General features: G+C 39.6%; 15 protein-coding genes and 1 riboswitch. All 15 genes read right to left on the bottom strand.

Annotated elements, in window-relative coordinates; genetic code table 11:
* Positions 1–88: 88 nt before the first annotated feature.
* The 15 genes from pulA to topA all read right to left on the bottom strand — a co-directional run bounded on the left by pulA (position 89) and on the right by topA (position 17684).
* Positions 89–2371 (bottom strand): type I pullulanase, encoded by a 2283-nt coding sequence (gene pulA, locus HMPREF1481_RS03925; RefSeq protein WP_016465767.1) that lies wholly within the window; start codon positions 2369–2371, stop codon positions 89–91.
* A gap of 105 nt (positions 2372–2476) precedes the next feature.
* A complete protein-coding gene (gene ligA, locus HMPREF1481_RS03920) occupies positions 2477–4435 on the bottom strand; it encodes an NAD-dependent DNA ligase LigA (RefSeq protein ID WP_016465766.1) in 1959 nt (652 codons plus the stop codon).
* A 93-nt stretch (positions 4436–4528) separates the two neighbouring features.
* Positions 4529–5788, bottom strand: coding sequence for a nucleobase:cation symporter-2 family protein (locus HMPREF1481_RS03915; protein WP_016465765.1), 1260 nt, complete (start codon positions 5786–5788; stop codon positions 4529–4531).
* The gene (locus HMPREF1481_RS03910; protein WP_016465764.1) at positions 5788–6369 is read right to left on the bottom strand and encodes a xanthine phosphoribosyltransferase; all 582 of its coding nucleotides are present in this window, start codon (positions 6367–6369) and stop codon (positions 5788–5790) included. Before HMPREF1481_RS03910 ends, HMPREF1481_RS03915 begins: the two co-directional genes overlap by 1 nt.
* Before the next feature lie 76 nt (positions 6370–6445).
* Positions 6446–6542: riboswitch (purine riboswitch) on the bottom strand.
* A complete protein-coding gene (gene guaC, locus HMPREF1481_RS03905) occupies positions 6535–7518 on the bottom strand; it encodes a GMP reductase (RefSeq protein WP_006148610.1) in 984 nt (327 codons plus the stop codon). It overlaps the preceding riboswitch by 8 nt.
* 198 nt (positions 7519–7716) lie before the next feature.
* Entirely contained in the window at positions 7717–8496 is a 780-nt protein-coding gene (locus HMPREF1481_RS03900; protein WP_016465763.1) for an L-threonylcarbamoyladenylate synthase, read from the bottom strand.
* 27 nt (positions 8497–8523) lie between these two features.
* On the bottom strand, positions 8524–9117 hold the full coding sequence (leuD, locus tag HMPREF1481_RS03895) for a 3-isopropylmalate dehydratase small subunit (RefSeq protein WP_016465762.1): 594 nt from the start codon (positions 9115–9117) through the stop codon (positions 8524–8526).
* Positions 9118–9126: 9 nt separating this feature from the next.
* On the bottom strand, positions 9127–10509 hold the full coding sequence (leuC, locus tag HMPREF1481_RS03890) for a 3-isopropylmalate dehydratase large subunit (protein WP_016465761.1): 1383 nt from the start codon (positions 10507–10509) through the stop codon (positions 9127–9129).
* 3 nt (positions 10510–10512) lie between these two features.
* Positions 10513–10782, bottom strand: a complete 270-nt coding sequence (locus HMPREF1481_RS03885) for a DUF1294 domain-containing protein (RefSeq protein WP_016465760.1) — start codon at positions 10780–10782, stop codon at positions 10513–10515.
* Positions 10779–11816 carry a 3-isopropylmalate dehydrogenase gene (gene leuB / locus HMPREF1481_RS03880; RefSeq protein ID WP_016465759.1) on the bottom strand — a complete coding sequence of 346 codons (1038 nt, stop codon included), beginning with the start codon at positions 11814–11816 and terminating at the stop codon, positions 10779–10781. The genes HMPREF1481_RS03885 and leuB overlap by 4 nt, the downstream gene beginning before the upstream one ends.
* 11 nt (positions 11817–11827) lie before the next feature.
* Entirely contained in the window at positions 11828–13390 is a 1563-nt protein-coding gene (locus tag HMPREF1481_RS03875; RefSeq protein WP_016465758.1) for a 2-isopropylmalate synthase, read from the bottom strand.
* A gap of 314 nt (positions 13391–13704) precedes the next feature.
* Positions 13705–14361 (bottom strand): MmcQ/YjbR family DNA-binding protein, encoded by a 657-nt coding sequence (locus tag HMPREF1481_RS03870; protein WP_016465757.1) that lies wholly within the window; start codon positions 14359–14361, stop codon positions 13705–13707.
* A 43-nt stretch (positions 14362–14404) separates the two neighbouring features.
* Positions 14405–15037, bottom strand: a complete 633-nt coding sequence (locus HMPREF1481_RS03865) for a copper homeostasis protein CutC (RefSeq protein WP_016465756.1) — start codon at positions 15035–15037, stop codon at positions 14405–14407.
* Positions 15038–15128: 91 nt separating this feature from the next.
* Complete coding sequence (locus HMPREF1481_RS03860; protein WP_006148621.1) at positions 15129–15488, bottom strand: YbaN family protein; 360 nt, start codon at positions 15486–15488, stop codon at positions 15129–15131.
* A gap of 108 nt (positions 15489–15596) precedes the next feature.
* Positions 15597–17684 (bottom strand): type I DNA topoisomerase, encoded by a 2088-nt coding sequence (gene topA / locus HMPREF1481_RS03855; protein WP_016465755.1) that lies wholly within the window; start codon positions 17682–17684, stop codon positions 15597–15599.
* Positions 17685–17738 lie beyond the last annotated feature (54 nt).

Genomic DNA, 17738 nt, shown 5'->3' with positions numbered 1-17738 from the left:
TATTTATTGGAATATTCTATATTTTTTTAGGATAAGATTTAAAACACAACAAAAAACTCAAGATTTTATCTTGAGTTTCATTAAAGATTTATGATAAAACATTCATAACAGCTACACTCACGTTGTCAAGGGTATTTTCTTGATTTGAACAACTGTTCGTAATCAACATTTCGAGATTACCAGCATTTTCATAATAGTGGGATTCACCCTTAGCATTAAAGACAACTAGGTAATGCTCATCATCTCCTTGAATTTCATAGACAATCCAGCCACTATTTTCAATGGCTGTATGGACAAAGACATGACGATAAACTTCCTCATATGTAGGGTATGAAAAGGCACTACTCTTTGTTTTAAGACCTATTATCTGACGAATAAATTCAATGCTATCCTGACGTTCATGAATCAAGTCCCAGTTTACCTGGTTAACTGCATCTGGAGCATTGTAACTGTTCATAGCCCGTTCACGATCGGCATGGGTCAATTCTCCATTTTCGCCTGTAGGAACTAGCTTGGTACGTCCAAACTCTTGACCGAGTTCCATAAAGGAAATACCTTGCATAAGCAGATTCATAGCAGTAGCCGTTTCTACTTTTTTCATGATGCTAGCTTGATCTTCTGTTGGATGGAGTGTTGCTAACAAATCATGCAAGTTATAATTATCATGGGCCTCTACGTAGTTGACAACCTGGTTAGGGTTTAGATAAGAGCCTAGTTCACGACTTCCAAGGATTGCTTTGGCAACAATTGGTTCAGTGGCAGCACCACTTACAAAACCAGACTTGATTTCTCCATAGACTTCGCCACCTTTTACAGCATCACGTTCGTCATCATTGAAAAATCCAATATTTGGCAACTGATAAGCATTGTCTTTCTTAGCCTTATCATATGGTGCAAGACCCGTTCCCATGTCCCAGCCTTCTCCATAAAGGATAATTTTAGGATCAACTTCATCCATTGCCCAACGAATCATCTGCATAGTTTTAACATCATGGATTCCCATCAAATCAAAACGGAAACCATCGATGTTGAATTCATTTACCCAATAGAGAAGTGAGTCAATCATATACTTACGGAACATTTCGTGTTCGCTGGCAGTTTCATTTCCTACACCTGTCCCATTTTGATAACTTCCATCACGGTTCATTCGGTAATAATAATCTGGTACTGTTGTTTGGAATGGGGCATCAACAGTTGAAAAAGTATGGTTATAGACAACATCCATGATAACGCCAATTCCTGCATCATGATAGGCTTGAATCATCGTCTTCAAATCACGAATAACTTGACCTGGATCATTTGGATTCGTAGACATGCTGGTTTCTGGTGCATTGTAGTTCTGTGGGTCATAGCCCCAGTTGTAGGTTACATTTCCGTCTGCATCATATTCTTTGTGACGATCAGCAATTGGCTGTAGTTGAACATAGTTCACACCAAGTTCCTTGATATAGTCAAATGCCGTAGACTGACCATATTTGTTGACAGTTCCAGTTTGAGCAGCACCCAAGAAAGTACCTTTTAATCCCGGAGCAACACCAGAAGTTTCAGACTTGGTCAAGTCACGTATGTGCATTTCATAAACAACCGCTTGGCAAGGATTTTCCAATCGCCAAGTTGCTTCCGCCCCGTTCTTAACTTCAAATCCTTCGACTTGACGCTCTTCTTCTGAAAGAATCGCTGAACGTTTTCCATTTGGACTTGTTGCTATTGTATATGGATCGCGGGTTAATGATTGATGATGTGGAAAATCAATCTGGTATTGATAGGCACGACCTGCAAGACTTTCAGAAACTGTCAAATTCCAAACGCCAATTGTATTATCCTTGTGACTATAAGAATAACTATTTCCACGTTTCATCTCATACGTTTTTAGGATAGGAGCGTCATTGCTTGCTGATTCATAAACTACAACTTGTACAGTTGTTGCTGTTGGCGACCAAAGTTTAAAGCTTGTTTCTTCTTCGAAAACCTGGCATCCCAACTCTCCTTGGTAACCCCAGTGGTGATCAAAACTAGCACTGTTAATCGCTTTATCAAAAGCAAATGGATTTTGATCTTTATAGTGTGGACTTGCAATAGCTGGATTTTCAGAATAATAAACAGTGTCATCTCCATCTAAAATCCATACTTCCGTTAGAAGTGGATAATAGTTGAAACGGATATGATATTCTTTGGTTTCCCCATCTTTTTCTACTCTAAAAATAAATTGTTCAAGAGGTGTTTCACTTGCTTGTGTCAATGAAAATGTAGTTCCAAAATATTCTTCTTCTCGGATAAGTTCTGCGGAATCTTCTGGAATCTTACTAAAGTTACATACCTCGTATGCTTCATCCTTGCGATGATAATGAATAAGTACAGGATAATTGTACATGGATCTCCCTAATTTCTAATTGTTAAATTTTAAAAAATAATTTCTTGTTTAAATTTTCGAGTTAGAGCAAGAAATCTAAGATAGTCATTCTTTAGTGTGTAATGATTATAAACTCTCCAACCAAGCTTCATCTCGAATCTCAATTCCAAGTTCTTGTGCTTTTTGAAGTTTGCTACCTGCATCTGCTCCTGCTACTACGAGATCTGTCTTCTTCGATACACTTCCAGTAACCTTAGCTCCAAGATTTTCTAGTTTACTTTTTGCTTCAGAACGAGTAAGACGTTCAAGTTTTCCTGTCAATACCACAGTTAGTCCTGACAAGGCCGCATCTGCTGCAACTATCTGTCCTTTATAATCTAGATTAACACCTAATTCTTTTAATTCGCTTAAAAGTATTTTAGAACCCTCAGTTGCAAAGTAAGTCTGCAAACTTTGAGCAATCACAGAACCCAAACTCTCGATAGTTGCAATTTCTTCTGGATTTGCCTGAGCCAAAGCTTCAACAGAATGAAAGTTTTGGAGCAATAACTGACTTGCCTTGCTTCCTACATGACGAATTCCCAAACCAAATAAAAGTTTTTCAGCAGAGTTTTCTTTAGATACTTGGATAGCCTGATAGAGTTTTTGGGCTGATTTTTCCTTAATGCCTTCTAGCAAGAGGAAATCTTCCACGGTCAAACGATAAATATCTGCTACATCCTTGACTAATTGTGCTTCAAAAAGTTTTTCAACGACTGATGGACCAAGACCAGCAATATTCATGGCATCACGAGATGCAAAGTGTGTCAAGCCTTCCTTAATCTGAGCTGGACAACGTGGGTTTATACAACGAAGAGCAACTTCATCTTCAAAATGCATAAGCTTGCTCTCACAGCTTGGACAGTTGGTTGGAATATCAAGTTTCTCCTCAGACACACGCTTAGATTCAACCACTCGCAAGACCGCGGGAATAATATCGCCTGCCTTATAAACGATGACAGTATCATCCTTGCGAATATCCTTTTCAGCGATATAGTCAACATTATGAAGCGTTGCACGACTAACTGTTGTACCTGCCAATTGCACCGGAGTAAGATTGGCAGTCGGAGTTACGACTCCTGTTCGTCCAACTGTCCAGTCAACAGAAAGGAGTTTTGCTTCTTTTTCTTCTGCCGGAAACTTATATGCCACTGCCCACTTAGGTGCTTTTACTGTAAAACCTAGTTGCTCTTGACCAGCTAAGTCATTAACCTTAATCACAACACCATCGATATCATAAGGCAGCTGGTCTCTTTCTCGACCAACTTCTTGGATAAAATCCCAAACCTCATCCATGCTGTGCGCTAATAAGCGTCTTGGATTAACAACAAAGCCCAATTGTTCCAAATGCTCCAAAACCTTCTCTTGGCTATCTCGAGTTGAAGGGCTTGCTTCTTGATAGAGGAAGGTTGCAAGATTACGTTTGGCTACTACTGCTGTATCCAACTGGCGAAGAGTACCTGCAGCAGCATTTCGTGGATTGGCGAATTCAGACTCGCCGTTTTCTTGACGAGCAAGATTGACTTGATTGAAAGAAGCTCTCGGCATATAGCATTCACCACGAACAGTTATATCTAATTTTTCTGGTAAAGTTAAAGGAATGTCTTTCACTCGTTTAAGATTTTCAGTGATATTTTCACCAATAGAGCCATCACCACGAGTTGCTCCAGCAACAAAAAGTCCTTGCTCATAAGTCAAGGAAATCGATAGTCCATCAATCTTCAACTCACAAATATAAGTGACATCATCCAATTCTTTACGGACACGCGCATCAAAGGCATCCAATTCTTCACGTGAAAAAGCATCCTGCAAACTATAGAGAGGATACTGATGACTATATTTTTCAAATCCATCAAGAATCTTTCCACCTACACGATGTGTCGGACTTTCTGGCAAGACTTGGTCCGGATGAGCTTTTTCTAACTCTACCAATTCACGATAAAGACGGTCATACTCACTATCAGATACAGATGGATTATCACTTGTATAATACTCTGTCGCATAGCGATTGAGCAACTCAACGAGCTCTTTCATTCTTTCATTCATAAAACCATTTTACCATAAAAAGGACTATAGAAACAATATTCAAGCTCTAAAAAAGAAAATGAGAAGGATATTTCTATCACTTCTCATTTATTTTTATTTTTTACGATTCAAAATAGCATTCAAGATGATGGCTACAGCACTCGCAATGACGATACCATTTGAGAAGAACATTTGCAGTTCAGTCGGTAAAGTATTGAAGAGATTGCTTCCGTTTAATCCCACACCAGCAGAAATAGAAACTGCTGCAATGAGGAAGTTGTGTTCATTGTGCTCAAAGTCTACACGAGCCAAGATTTGCATACCTTGGAGCGAAACAAAACCAAACATGACGAGCATAGCACCACCAAGTACAGGACTAGGAATAATCTGTGCCAAGGCTCCAAACTTAGGCAAGAGACCAAGCAAGATAAGGAAACCAGCTGCGTAGTAGATTGGCAAACGAGTACGAATACCTGAAAGTTTAACCAAACCTACGTTTTGTGAAAATCCTGTATAAGGGAAGGTATTGAAAAGTCCACCAAGTAAAACAGCGAGACCTTCAGCACGATAACCATTACGAAGTCGAGTGCTATCAATTGGATCTTTAGTAATATCAGAAAGAGCAAGATATACACCTGTTGATTCTACCATTGATACAGTAGCGATGATACACATCATGACAATAGATGAAATCTCAAATTGTGGAGCACCGAAGTAGAATGGAGTTGGGATATGAACAAGTGGAGCTTCTGCTACTGGAGAAAAATCAACCAAGCCCATAGTCGCCGCAATAATGGTACCTGCAATCAAACCAATCAAAATCGAAATTGATTTGATAAATCCTTTTGTAAAGATATTAACCAAAAGAATAATGAGAACTGTAATCATTGCCAAAGCTAAACTTTGACCAGTCGGTTTTTCTACGTTATTTCCCATATTTCCAATAGCAACTGGAATCAAGGTCAATCCGATAGTTGTGATAACAGAACCAGTTACGATAGCAGGGAAAAGATTGGCAACCTTAGAGAAGATACCTGAAATCAAAATGACATAAATCCCTGATGCAATCAAGGCTCCAAACATAGCACCACTACCATGACTCTGACCAATCATGATAAGAGGAGCAACAGACTGGAAGGCAACACCAAGTACTATTGGCAAACCAACACCAAAGTGTTTATTGAGTTGCAATTGTAAAAGAGTTGCAACCCCACACATAAAGATATCTGTTGAGATAAGGTAGGTCAACTGTTGAGCTGAGTATCCCAAGGCACTCGCAATCATGATTGGAACCAAGATTGAACCTGAGTACATGGCAAGTAAGTGTTGCAAGCCCAATACGGCCGCTTTTGAGTGGTTTTCTTTTTGATTCATTATATGTCTGCCTCCTTGAAGATAACTCTTCCATTTTCAAAACGCTCTAAACGAGCAAGTGATACTACCTGATGACCTGATTTTTCTAACAGTTCACGACCATCTTGGAAAGATTTTTCAATCACAATCCCGACGGCCTCGACTGTAGCACCAGCTTGTTCGATAATCTGAATCAAACCTTTAGCTGCTTGACCATTAGCCAAGAAATCATCAATAATTAATACTTTATCTCCTGGAGATAAGAACTTCCCTGCAATGGATACGGTACTAGTAACTTGTTTAGTGAAAGAATAAACCTCAGCAGTCAAAATTCCTTCATTCATGGTAATATTTTTTGCCTTCTTAGCAAAAATCATAGGTACATCTAATTGTTCAGCAACATATAGAGCTGGAGCAATTCCAGATGCTTCAATGGTTACGACTTTGGTAATACCTGCATTTTTAAAATATTCTGCAAAGGTGCGACCAATCTCGCGCATTAAGGAAAAATCCACTTGGTGAGTCAAGAATGAATCCACCTTAAGAATATTCTCACCTAGAATATTCCCATCTTTTAAAATACGTTCCTCTAGTAATTTCACAATAACCTCCGAAATAAAAAGGGACTTACATAGTAAGCCCCTTAGAAAGATTGAAAAAGATATCCCTGCTTCTTTTATCTCTCTTCGACTTACTCATTGTTAGGTATTTACGGTACCTTGTAGAAACGCCACGCCAATTCGCGACATAAATAAGTAATCATATTTTTAGTGAGCATCTCCATTCCAGATAGAGTTCTTCACAATCACATAATCTACATGTCTAAGATCAGCTACCTTTCGACCTCCAGCATAAGAAATCGAACTTTGCAAATCTTGTTCCATCTCAGTTAGGGTATCTTGTAAATGTCCTTTGGCAGGAAGAAGAATTTTCTTACCTTCGACATTCTTATAAGCACCTTTTTGGTATTCTGAAGCCGAACCATAGTATTCTTTGAATTGTTTACCATCGACTTCAACTGTTTTACCAGGGCTTTCAATATGGCCTGCAAATAGTGAGCCAATCATAACCATACTTGCACCAAAGCGGATTGACTTGGCAATATCTCCGTGTGTACGGATTCCACCATCGGCAATAATCGGTTTACGCGCAGCTTTAGCACACCAGCGAAGAGCTGCTAACTGCCAACCACCAGTACCAAAACCAGTTTTAACCTTAGTAATACATACTTTACCTGGACCGATTCCGACCTTAGTAGCGTCTGCTCCAGCATTCTCTAATTCGCGTACAGCTTCGGGAGTACCAACGTTACCAGCGATGACAAAGGTATCTGGCAATTCTTTCTTAATGTGCTGAATCATTGAAATGACACTGTCGGCATGTCCATGAGCGATATCAATAGTGATATACTCTGGAGCATCTTCCTTTAATTGGCTAACAAAATCATATTCGTAATCTTTAACACCAACAGAGATAGAAGCAATCAACCCTTTTTCATGCATGCGTTTCACAAAAGGAATGCGTCCAGCTTCATCGAAGCGATGCATGATATAGAAATAACCACCTTTTGCAAGTTGTTCTGCAACATCTTCATCCAAGATAGTTTGCATATTTGAAGGAACAACTGGTAATTTAAAGGTGTACTTCCCTAGTGTTACTTGTGTGTCAGCTTCTGCTCGACTTTGAAGAACACACTTATTAGGAATTAGCTGAATATCTTCATAGTCAAAAATCGGAAATTCGTTTAACATTTCGATGTCTCGTTTCTTTTATAATGACCTACCTATGCTTTCGCATCGCTACGTCTTTTCCGACGTTTCCTTTAACGATTATAAACTAAGGTAAAGTTTTTGTCAAACATTTTGAAACATTAAAATTATTATGTTCGGATTTTACTTATGATTTCATAAAAAATAGAGAGTTCACAGGCTCTCTAATTTTGTTTTATATTAATAATATTCACCTTGACGGTAATCCCATGAGTTAAAGGTATCTGATAGATGCATCATGATTTTATCAATATCCAGTCCTTTACGGATCACAACTGGAGCTGGTGAGATTGAGCGTGCTCCTCCTTGTTCTGGAATAAGCTTGCCGTCTTTATCAACCATAGACACCATCACACCTTGCTCGTAGCGAGTTTCGATTGTTTTGTCTGGCTGGATTGAAGCAACATAGTCGTCTGCTTCGATGACAAGGTCCACTGCTCCTTCGATACGTTGACCGATACCTTCCACCTTACCACGGTTTCCTTTTCCAGATGGATTTGCAGATGAGGCATAAACCATTTTCCCTTCTTCCCAGAGTTTGGCAGCCAATTGTTCACCAGCTTTACCAAACTTGATGACAAAACAGCTAGTACCACGAACGTCTGTCATGAGTTCTTCACGTCCATCACCGTATGCTTTCAATTTTTCAAAAGCTTCTGGTTTCCACGGAAGGATACAACCAAGGAGAATATCTTGGTCCCAATGTTTTTGATAGAAGGCTTCGATTTCAGGATTTAGCTGTGCTAAGGCGCGAAGCTCATCCATACTACCACAGAGGACTACGCCTGGTTTGTTACGATTACGTTCTTTAGCTTCAAACTTACGCTCAAGTCCAGCCTTGTCACTGGTCATGATAATGTAACCGACCTTAGTAGGGCAAACGATACAACCGCCCTCACCTTTTAAAATGTCATAGCCTTCTTGTGAAAGTGTTCCGTTCCATTGAATGTGTTTTGTCATAGTTCTATTTCCTTTTCTATATTTATTCTAATCCTGCCAATAGGCTGGGCGTTGTTTTTCATAAGCAGCAATCAAGTCTTCATACTGCATGGTAATACCGATATCATCCAAACCATTTAAGAGCTTGTGTTTCCATTCGCTATCAATTTCGAAAGGGAATTCCCCTACTAGTGAAATGATTTTTTGTTGTTCCAAGTCCACAGTTACATGGTCGCTTGGTTTGAGTTGGGCGAGTTTTTCTCTAACTTCCCTTGGTTGAACAATAGGCAACATGCCATTATTGAGCTCATTATTGTAATGAATATCTCCAAAAGATCCTGCAATTACGACCTTAAAACCATAGTCTGCTAGCGCCCAAGCTGCATGCTCCCTCGAAGAACCAGCTCCAAAGTTATCCCCTGAGATGAGGATAGTAGCTTTTCGGTATTCAGGTCGATTAAAGACAAAGTCTGGATCCTCAGTGTACTTATCGTCCAGATAACGCCAAGCATACATGAGGTATTTGCCAAAACCTTTCTTGTCAATCAACTTCAGAAACTGTTTGGGAAGAATTTGGTCGGTATCGATATTATCATTCAACAGAGGAACCGTTGTTCCTGTATAAACTGTAAATTTTTCCATATCCTCTCCTTACTGGGCCTCTGACATTTGCCGAACGTCTACGAAACGTCCTGCGATAGCTGCCGCAGCTGCCATTGCTGGACTACAAAGATGAGTCTTAGCACAAAAACCCTGTCTATCTTCAAAGTTGCGGTTACTTGTTGAGGCACAGTGGACACCATCAGGTACCTTGTCAGGATTCATCCCTAGACACATGGAGCAACCTGGATCTCTCCACTCAAAGCCCGCATCTAGAAATACCTTATCCAAACCTAACTTCTCAGCTGCTCGCTTGACTGGTCGAGAACCAGGTACCACAATCGCTGTCAGGTTGGGAGCAATTTTCTTCCCTTCGACAAATCGAGCTGCTAGTTGCAAATCGCTGAGTCGAGCATTGGTACAAGAACCTATAAAAACATAGCCAAGTTGGATATCTGCTGGTTTCTGTCCTGGTTGTAAATCCATGTAATGATAAGCACGTTCATCATTCATATCTTTTATTTCTGGGAAGCTAGTCTCAAAGTCAACTCCCATGGCAGGATTGGTTCCCCAAGTCACCATAGGTGCTAATTCAGAAACATCCATACGAATCACCTTGTCATAAACAGCATCGTCGTCGCTAACTAATCTTTTCCAATCAGCAACTGCTGCGTCAAAATCCTTTGGGACACACTCGCGCCCCTTAAGATAGTCATAGGTGGTCTGGTCTGGATTCATAATTCCCATCTTGGATCCAAACTCTATGGACATATTGCAGATGGTCATTCGCTCTTCCATGCTCAAGGTATCAATAGCCTGACCTCGATACTCCACCACGTAGCCAACACCACAAGCAACACCATACTTGGCAATCAAGGCTAGTATGAAATCCTTAGAATAGATTCCTTTTTGAGGAACTCCTGTGAATTCCACCAACATTTTCTTTGGTTTAACCTGCCAAATAGTTTGAGTAGCAAAGACATGTTCGACTTCACTAGTCCCAATTCCGAAGGCAATCGCTCCAAAAGCTCCATGGGTCGCCGTATGGCTATCACCACAGACGATAAATTTCCCTGGTTGTGTTCGTCCTGTTTCTGGACCAACCATGTGAACGATGCCTTGTTTTTCAGAACCGTGGGCTGCATGTTCAATCCCGAATTCCTCAACATTTTCTGCCAACTTATCAATCTGTGCTTTCGAGATTACATCTCGAATATCGTAAATATTTACCGTTGGAACATTGTGGTCAAAGGTACCAAATGTTAAATTTGGTCTTCTCAATCTTCGCCCTGCATCTCGTAATCCTTGAAAAGCTTGAGGACTAGTCACTTCATGGATGTAGTGCTGATCCACATACATGAGTTGTGGTTGTCCCTCTTCTCCTGTGATTACATGGAGGTCCCATAATTTATCAAAAATCGATTTTCCTGCCATTCATTACCTCCATACAAAATACAAAGTTACTAGTGTAGTCACTATTCCTAGGAACCAAACCGTTTTAAAATACCATTTTCTAGTCTTGTGATGAAAGGTAACACCTGCCAACCAAGCACCAAATCCACCAAGAAAGAATGCAAATGATAATAAATATTTTTCCGGGATGCGCCAAGCACCTTTTCTTGCTTTGGATTTGTCAATACCATAAATCATAAATACCAATAGATTCCAAATCAAAATAGCAAAAGTAATTCCTTGATTTATCTTCATAATCTTTCAATGATGGCTTCTGTCATTTCCTTGGTAGAAGCTTCTCCTCCTATATCTCTCGTTAAAATTCCTGCAGCTAATGTTGCTTCAACTGCATCTTCGATACGCTTAGCATCCTCATATCGTCCAAAACTATCTCGTAACATCATAGCAACTGATAAAATCATAGAAATAGGGTTGGCGATTCCTAGGCCTGCTATATCAGGCGCCGAACCATGAATGGGTTCATAGAGACTAGGTCCATTTTCAGAATGACTGGCTGATGGCATAACACCCAGTGTACCAGATAGAACACTTGATTCGTCTGATAGGATGTCTCCAAATAGATTCTCTGTTACGATAACATCGAACTTAGCAGGATTAGTAATCATAAGCATGGTAGCTGAGTCCACCAACTTGTGCTCCAAGGTTACATCTGGAAAATCTTGCGCAACCTCGTCAGCTACTCTTCGCCAAAGTTTTGATGTTGCCAAAACATTTTGCTTATCAATACTGGTAAGGATTTTTCTCCGACTTCTTGCGATTTCAAAAGCCTTACGAACAATCCGCTCTACTTCCTCATAACTATAATCATTGATATCACGCGCTTTTCGGTCTTCAAGGATATGATCACCAAAGTAAATCCCACCTGTCAACTCACGTACTACAAGAAAGTCAACACCAGCAATTCGTTCAGGTTTTAGAGGCGATAAGTGTTTAAGACTATCAAAAATTTTAACTGGACGAATATTGGCATAAAGATTAAGTTCCTTGCGGAGTGCCAAAAGCCCTTGTTCGGGTCGAACTGTAGCATTATCATACTGAGGACCACCTATTGCAGCAAGGAGGATAGCGTCCGCTTCTCTAGCAGCCTTTAGTGTTGCTTCTGGTAAAGGGTGTCCTGTAACATCAATACCTGCACCTCCAAAAGGTCTTCTATCTATCTCATAGTCAAAGCCTGTTTTTTCAGCTAAAGCCTCCAGAACTTCTAACCCAGCCTCCATGATTTCTGGTCCAATCCCATCACCTGCTAGGGCAACAATTTTCTTTGTCATGGTGTTCTCCTTTAAAGACTAGGCATGTCGCGATAGGAAACATTTGGACCTATCTCTCCGGTATTCTCTTTTTGAACAAAAGTATTGGCATTGATGTAGGCAATAGCTGAAGCCTTCAACACATCGAAATCAATTCCGGCTGCGTTAAAGATGGTTTCTGTATCTTTGTTTTCAACAGTAACCAAAACCCTTGCCTGAGCGTCTATACCATCCGTTACCGCATCAATGGTGTAGGATACCAGGCGAACAGATTGATTAAAGAACTTGTCAACAGCGTTAAAGATAGCTTCAACAGAACCTTGTCCAGTTGCATTAAAGTCGACTTTCTCACCATCCAAATTAGCCAATCTGACAGTTGCTTCAATTTCATTTTCCTCATGAGTTTGAAGTTGTAAATCATCAAAGTGAAAGCCTTCTGGGTTTTCAACCATGGTTCCAGCTACCAGAGCACGAATATCCGCGTCTGTGACTTCTTGTTTCTTATCTGCAAGTGATTTGAATTTGTCAAAGAGTGGCTTAATATCCTCTTCTGTGAAGTCTAAGGCCAGTTCTCTCAGTTTTTCTACAAAGGCATGGCGACCAGATAATTTTCCAAGCGGAAGACTATTACTCTTTACACCCACCAATTCTGGTGTTATGATTTCATAGGTAAGTGGGTTTTTAAGAACTCCGTCTTGGTGAATACCTGATTCATGAGAAAAGGCATTTCCACCGACAACTGCCTTATTTTTGGGAACTGGAATTCCTGAAAAACGAGAAACCATTTCAGAAGTATTGATGGTTTCATTTAGGACAATACTTGTCTCTGCTTGGTAATAATCTTGGCGAATATTGAGAGCTACTGCTATTTCTTCTAAAGCAGCATTCCCAGCTCGTTCTCCAATACCGTTAATGGTTCCTTCGACACGTCCTGCACCATTCTTTACAGCTGCAAGGCTATTTGCTACTGCCATTCCGAGGTCATCATGACAGTGAGGAGAATAGATAATCTGACGGTCTGTTTGGACATTGTCAATCAGATATTTAAAGATACTTCCGTATTCCTCTGGAGTTGTAAAACCTACTGTATCAGGAATATTGATATAAGTCGCACCCGCATCAATCGCAGTTTGAACGACTTGTAGGAGAAAGTCCAGCTCAGTTCTAGTCGCATCTTCTGGAGAGAATTCTACTACTTCAAACTTACTCCGTGCATAGGAAACATGTTCACTGATCGCTTCCAAAATCTCTTCCTTACTCTTATTGAGCTTATACTTACGATGAATAGGACTTGTTGCTATAAAGACATGTATTTGTGGATACTTAGCATCCTTGAGTGCTTCATAACAAGCGTCAATATCTGATTTAACAGAACGAGCTAAGCCTGTCACGGCTGTTTTTTTCATAGCCTTAGCAATTTCTTGAACAGCTGTAAATGAATCTGGACTAGCAGCTGGGAAACCAGCTTCGATTGCTGAAACACCCCATTTCTCAAGCTGTTTTGCTATAGCAACCTTTTCCTTTATTGAAAAATTGACACCTGGTGTCTGCTCACCATCTCGGAGACTGGTATCTAAAAACTCAACTACACGCATGAGGATTCTCCCTTCACATTTTCGATATAGAAAAAACATCTCGCTCGGAGTTCCAAGCGAGATGTTGATTTACTCCCGCTTGGTAAGCCAAACAGGACTAATGCTTTTGCACTAGTCCGAGTACCTCAACAACAAAGCAAATTGATTAAACTTAGCTGTTTTCATGTTTGGCTTTCTCCTTTGTTTGATGTCTTGTTTAGTATTCTAGCATAGGAAAAATCACTTGTCAAGAAAAAATCCAATATTTTCTGAAAATTTCTTCAATAAAGAATATTTTGCGAATTGAAAGTATTTGAAAACTCAAATATGTTTATTTATTTCTTAGAAGTCAAAAACCAACTTCTCTCAAATAATTCAAGCACCTTTTCGTCAGTTAGAGTGTCATCGAGTGGGAGACTAATCCAATAGCGTTTATTCATATGAAAGGCTGGATAAATCCCGTTTTGTGAAAGCAAGTCAGCTACTTGGTCGTGTTTGAGGTTGACTGCTTCCACTAGCCCTTCTCTCCCCTTATCTAGCCTATCCCAAGGAATTCTCATTAAAATAGCATACCACTTCTGGTTATCTTCATGGCGCAAAACAGCCGTATCAGGTGATTTCTCCCATAGATATTCCAGCTGATTGCTATACTTTTCTTGAACAAGCGCCATGATTCTCTTGGTCTGTGGACAGAGAAATTCCTGTACCTCAAAACAAGCCTTTCGAATGCTATAAAGAACTTCTAAACATGCCTCTCGAACACTTCCGACAAAAGTTCCTCTCATACTTTCCATATGAACTTGAGGATAGAGTTCGCCAGTTTCTTGGTCATAAACTTGAAAACTTAAGTCCCCATCCTCAACTGTAACCATCATGAGAAAATCTCCCTGCAAGATAGTCGAACTATAGGTCCATACACCTTGATTTTCTATAAATCCATACTCTTTAGCCTTTTTACTATTAAACTGATAGGCTTTAAAAATTTCAAACATAAGCGAAAACTGCTACCAAAAGCTAGCAGTTCCTTTCTATTTTTTAAAAGACAACCTTTGTTCCATGTAATTGTGTCACACCTAATTGATCGATAAAGGTTTGACGGTTGTCCATGTCAATCCCCCCACCCGGTAAAATTTCGATTTTTCCTGCAGCGTGTTCTAGAATTCTGCGGTAGTGAGCAAAACGTTTCTCTAACGAGTCGCCAGATACACCCGCTCGAGTGAGGATGCGTGTTACACCAGCCTGACTGAGCCAATCAATGGCTTCCAACTGATCTTCATGACTCAAATCATCGAAAGCCATATGGAAGACAACCTCCATACCTTTAGATGCATCAATCAACTTTTCAAGGTTAGCCTTATCCAATTTCTTATCTGCTGTTAAGGCACCAAAGACAACCCCTTGGCTTCCTGCTTGAGCAGTTAGACGAATATCTTCAAGCATAATAGAAATCTCGAGGTCATTATAAACAAAGTCACCACCACGTGGACGAATCATCGTCATGATAGTCGTATCGTAGTTTGATGCAAGTTCAACAGCTGCCTTGGTTACTCCGTAGCTTGGTGTCGTTCCACCAACTGCTAAATTATCACAGAGTTCAATACGGCGAGCTCCTGCCTGCATAGCTTTTTCAAGCAAGGTCACATTTTCAGCACAAAATTCGTAAATCATTTGATACTCCTTGAAAGTTTCTTTAATATTATTATATCATATTATTTTTAGTAATCTCTATTTTTTATCAAGGGAAATCATGACTTTTTAGCTATTCTTTATCTGGTATCACCTTAAAGAGATAATAGGTTATAAATACTGTTAAGCAGCCTAAAGCAATTTTTACAGGTAAGAGCGGAGCAAAATAGATCGAGATTCCCATCAAAATATAAATCGATACAATGATTTTTTTCTTGCGTTCACGCGCAATAGACTTAGTTTCTCTAAAGTCCGCAACATAGGTTTGATAAAGCTTGGTATGATAGAGCCAATCTTCAAATCGTTTAGAGGATTTTGAAAAACAAGCTATTGACAACAAGAGAAAGGGTGTTGTCGGTAATAGTGGCAAGGCAACTCCAACGATTGCTAAAGCTAGTGAAATGAATCCAATGCAAAGATAAATAATGCGCATATCTACTCCTAAGTAAGAATAATCTTCTTCTAGTTTCCCATAAAATGATGAGTTCTGTCAAGTTTAAATTAAAAAGAGCTGAAATTATCATTTCAACCCTAATTATTTTTATTTAATCTTTTCTTCCTCGTAGTCACCATTGCTACATACAATCTGTTTCCCGCCACCACGGATTTTTTTCTCCATGAGGAAGTGACCACATTTAGGACAATCACGTCCAACAGGTTTATCCCAAGAGGTAAACTCACATTCTGGATAACGATTGCATCCATAGAAAATACGATTACGTTTGGTTTTACGTTCGATGATTTGCCCTTGATGACAATTTGGACATGTAACACCGACTTCTTTAACAATGGCTTGCGTATGCCGACAATCTGGGAAATTGCTACATGCGTAAAACTTACCGAAGCGTCCAATCTTAATTACCATAGGACTACCACAAACTTCACAGTCAAATCCAGCTGGCTCATCCTTAATTTGAATTTTTTCCATCTCTGCTTCAGCTTTTGCGACCTCTTTAGAGAATGGTTTGTAAAATTCATCAATAACCCGTTGCCACTCTTCTTTTCCGACCTCAACATCGTCCAATTTACCTTCCATTTCAGCGGTAAACTTCACGTTAACAATGTCTGGGAAGTATTCAACAATCAGCTTGTTAACGACTTGACCTAGTTCAGTTGGCTCAAAGCGTTTAGATGCTAGTCTTACATAGTAACGTTTTTGAATTGTTTCAATGGTTGGAGCATAGGTAGATGGACGTCCAACTCCGTTTTCTTCCAAGGTCTTAATCAAAGTAGCCTCAGAATATCGTGCCGGTGGTTGTGTGAAATGTTGTTCAGGTTTGCTATTAACCTGTTTGACCACATCTCCTACTTCCATATCAGGCAGCATCTTATTTTTATCAGAATCGTTGTAAATAGCTAAATAACCATCAAACTTAACCTGACTACCATTCGCTGCGAATTGAACACCATTTTGCGAAAGTTTAACAGCCATTGTATCAAAAATTGCACCAGTCATTTGACTCGCTACAAAGCGGTTCCAGATAAGGGTATAAAGTTTTAGCTGGTCTTTATCCAAATACTTAGCAATTTTCTCAGGTGTATTAAAGACACTTGAAGGACGAATAGCTTCGTGGGCGTCTTGAGCGCCAGAGGCATTTTTCACCTTGCTACCATGTTTAGAATACTTACTACCAAAACGTTCATTGATGTAGCTAGCAGCTTCATTCTGAGCAACTGGACTGATACGAGTAGAATCCGTACGCATATAGGTGATCAAACCTTGGACACCTGTACCAATATTGATTCCTTCATAGAGTTGCTGAGCAACCATCATAGTCTTTCGAGTACGGAAGTTAATCTTGTTAGCAGCATCCATCTGCATAGAAGACGTTGTATATGGAAGAGGAGCATTGCGCTTTCTTTCCTTTTTATCTACTTGATCAACTGTAAAATCCTTGCTGTTCAAATGAGATAAAACTTTTTTGACTTCATCATTGGTAGTCAACTTCATCTTCTTGCCATTCATTCCATAAAAAGAAGCTTGGAACTGCTTGGTTCCTTTTTTAAAGGTACCATCAATAGTCCAATATTCTTCAGGTTGGAAGGCATTGATTTCATTTTCGCGATCAATGATTAGTTTAAGCGCAACAGATTGAACACGCCCAGCTGATAAGCCTTTTTTGACCTTTTTCCATAAAATGGGAGAGATTGAATACCCCACCAAACGGTCCAAAACACGACGTGCTTGTTGGGCATCTACCAAATCCATATTAATTTTACGTGGTTCTTTAAAGGCATTTTTTACTGCATCTTTGGTAATCTCGTTGAAAACAACACGGTTGGTATCATTCTCATCTAGATCTAAAATATGAGCCAAATGCCATGAAATAGCCTCCCCTTCCCGGTCCGGGTCACTTGCAAGAAAGACTTTATCGGCCTTCTTAGCTTCTTTTTTCAAATCATTGATGAGAGGACCTTTTCCACGAATATTGATATATTGCGGTTCGTAATTATTTTCCACGTCAACTGACATACTTGATTTTTTCAAATCTCGTATATGTCCTACGCTGGCTAAAACCTTATAATTACGTCCTAGATATTTTTCAATCGTTTTCGCCTTAGCAGGCGACTCTACGATTACAAGATTTTTTTTACTTGTTGATTTTTTCTTTTTGGTTGCCGTTACCACAGTATCACACCTTCTTAAAGTAATTAAACTTTATAAAGTGTAAACCATTTTTAA

The organism is Streptococcus sp. HPH0090 (assembly GCF_000411475.1).
Taxonomy (GTDB): Bacteria; Bacillota; Bacilli; order Lactobacillales; family Streptococcaceae; genus Streptococcus.
The sequence above is the reverse complement of the archived record's forward strand: the minus strand, read 5'-3'. Positions and strand labels throughout refer to the sequence as shown.

Excerpts from the sequence above, each read along its gene's own strand:
- pulA (WP_016465767.1), bottom strand. The coding sequence starts at position 2,371 with ATGTACAATTATCCTGTACTTATTCATTATCATCGCAAGGATGAAGCA.
- ligA (WP_016465766.1), bottom strand. The coding sequence starts at position 4,435 with ATGAATGAAAGAATGAAAGAGCTCGTTGAGTTGCTCAATCGCTATGCG.
- HMPREF1481_RS03915 (WP_016465765.1), bottom strand. The coding sequence starts at position 5,788 with ATGAATCAAAAAGAAAACCACTCAAAAGCGGCCGTATTGGGCTTGCAA.
- guaC (WP_006148610.1), bottom strand. The coding sequence starts at position 7,518 with ATGTTAAACGAATTTCCGATTTTTGACTATGAAGATATTCAGCTAATT.
- HMPREF1481_RS03900 (WP_016465763.1), bottom strand. The coding sequence starts at position 8,496 with ATGACAAAACACATTCAATGGAACGGAACACTTTCACAAGAAGGCTAT.
- leuD (WP_016465762.1), bottom strand. The coding sequence starts at position 9,117 with ATGGAAAAATTTACAGTTTATACAGGAACAACGGTTCCTCTGTTGAAT.
- leuC (WP_016465761.1), bottom strand. The coding sequence starts at position 10,509 with ATGGCAGGAAAATCGATTTTTGATAAATTATGGGACCTCCATGTAATC.
- HMPREF1481_RS03885 (WP_016465760.1), bottom strand. The coding sequence starts at position 10,782 with ATGAAGATAAATCAAGGAATTACTTTTGCTATTTTGATTTGGAATCTA.
- leuB (WP_016465759.1), bottom strand. The coding sequence starts at position 11,816 with ATGACAAAGAAAATTGTTGCCCTAGCAGGTGATGGGATTGGACCAGAA.
- HMPREF1481_RS03875 (WP_016465758.1), bottom strand. The coding sequence starts at position 13,390 with ATGCGTGTAGTTGAGTTTTTAGATACCAGTCTCCGAGATGGTGAGCAG.
- HMPREF1481_RS03870 (WP_016465757.1), bottom strand. The coding sequence starts at position 14,361 with ATGTTTGAAATTTTTAAAGCCTATCAGTTTAATAGTAAAAAGGCTAAA.
- HMPREF1481_RS03865 (WP_016465756.1), bottom strand. The coding sequence starts at position 15,037 with ATGATTTACGAATTTTGTGCTGAAAATGTGACCTTGCTTGAAAAAGCT.
- HMPREF1481_RS03860 (WP_006148621.1), bottom strand. The coding sequence starts at position 15,488 with ATGCGCATTATTTATCTTTGCATTGGATTCATTTCACTAGCTTTAGCA.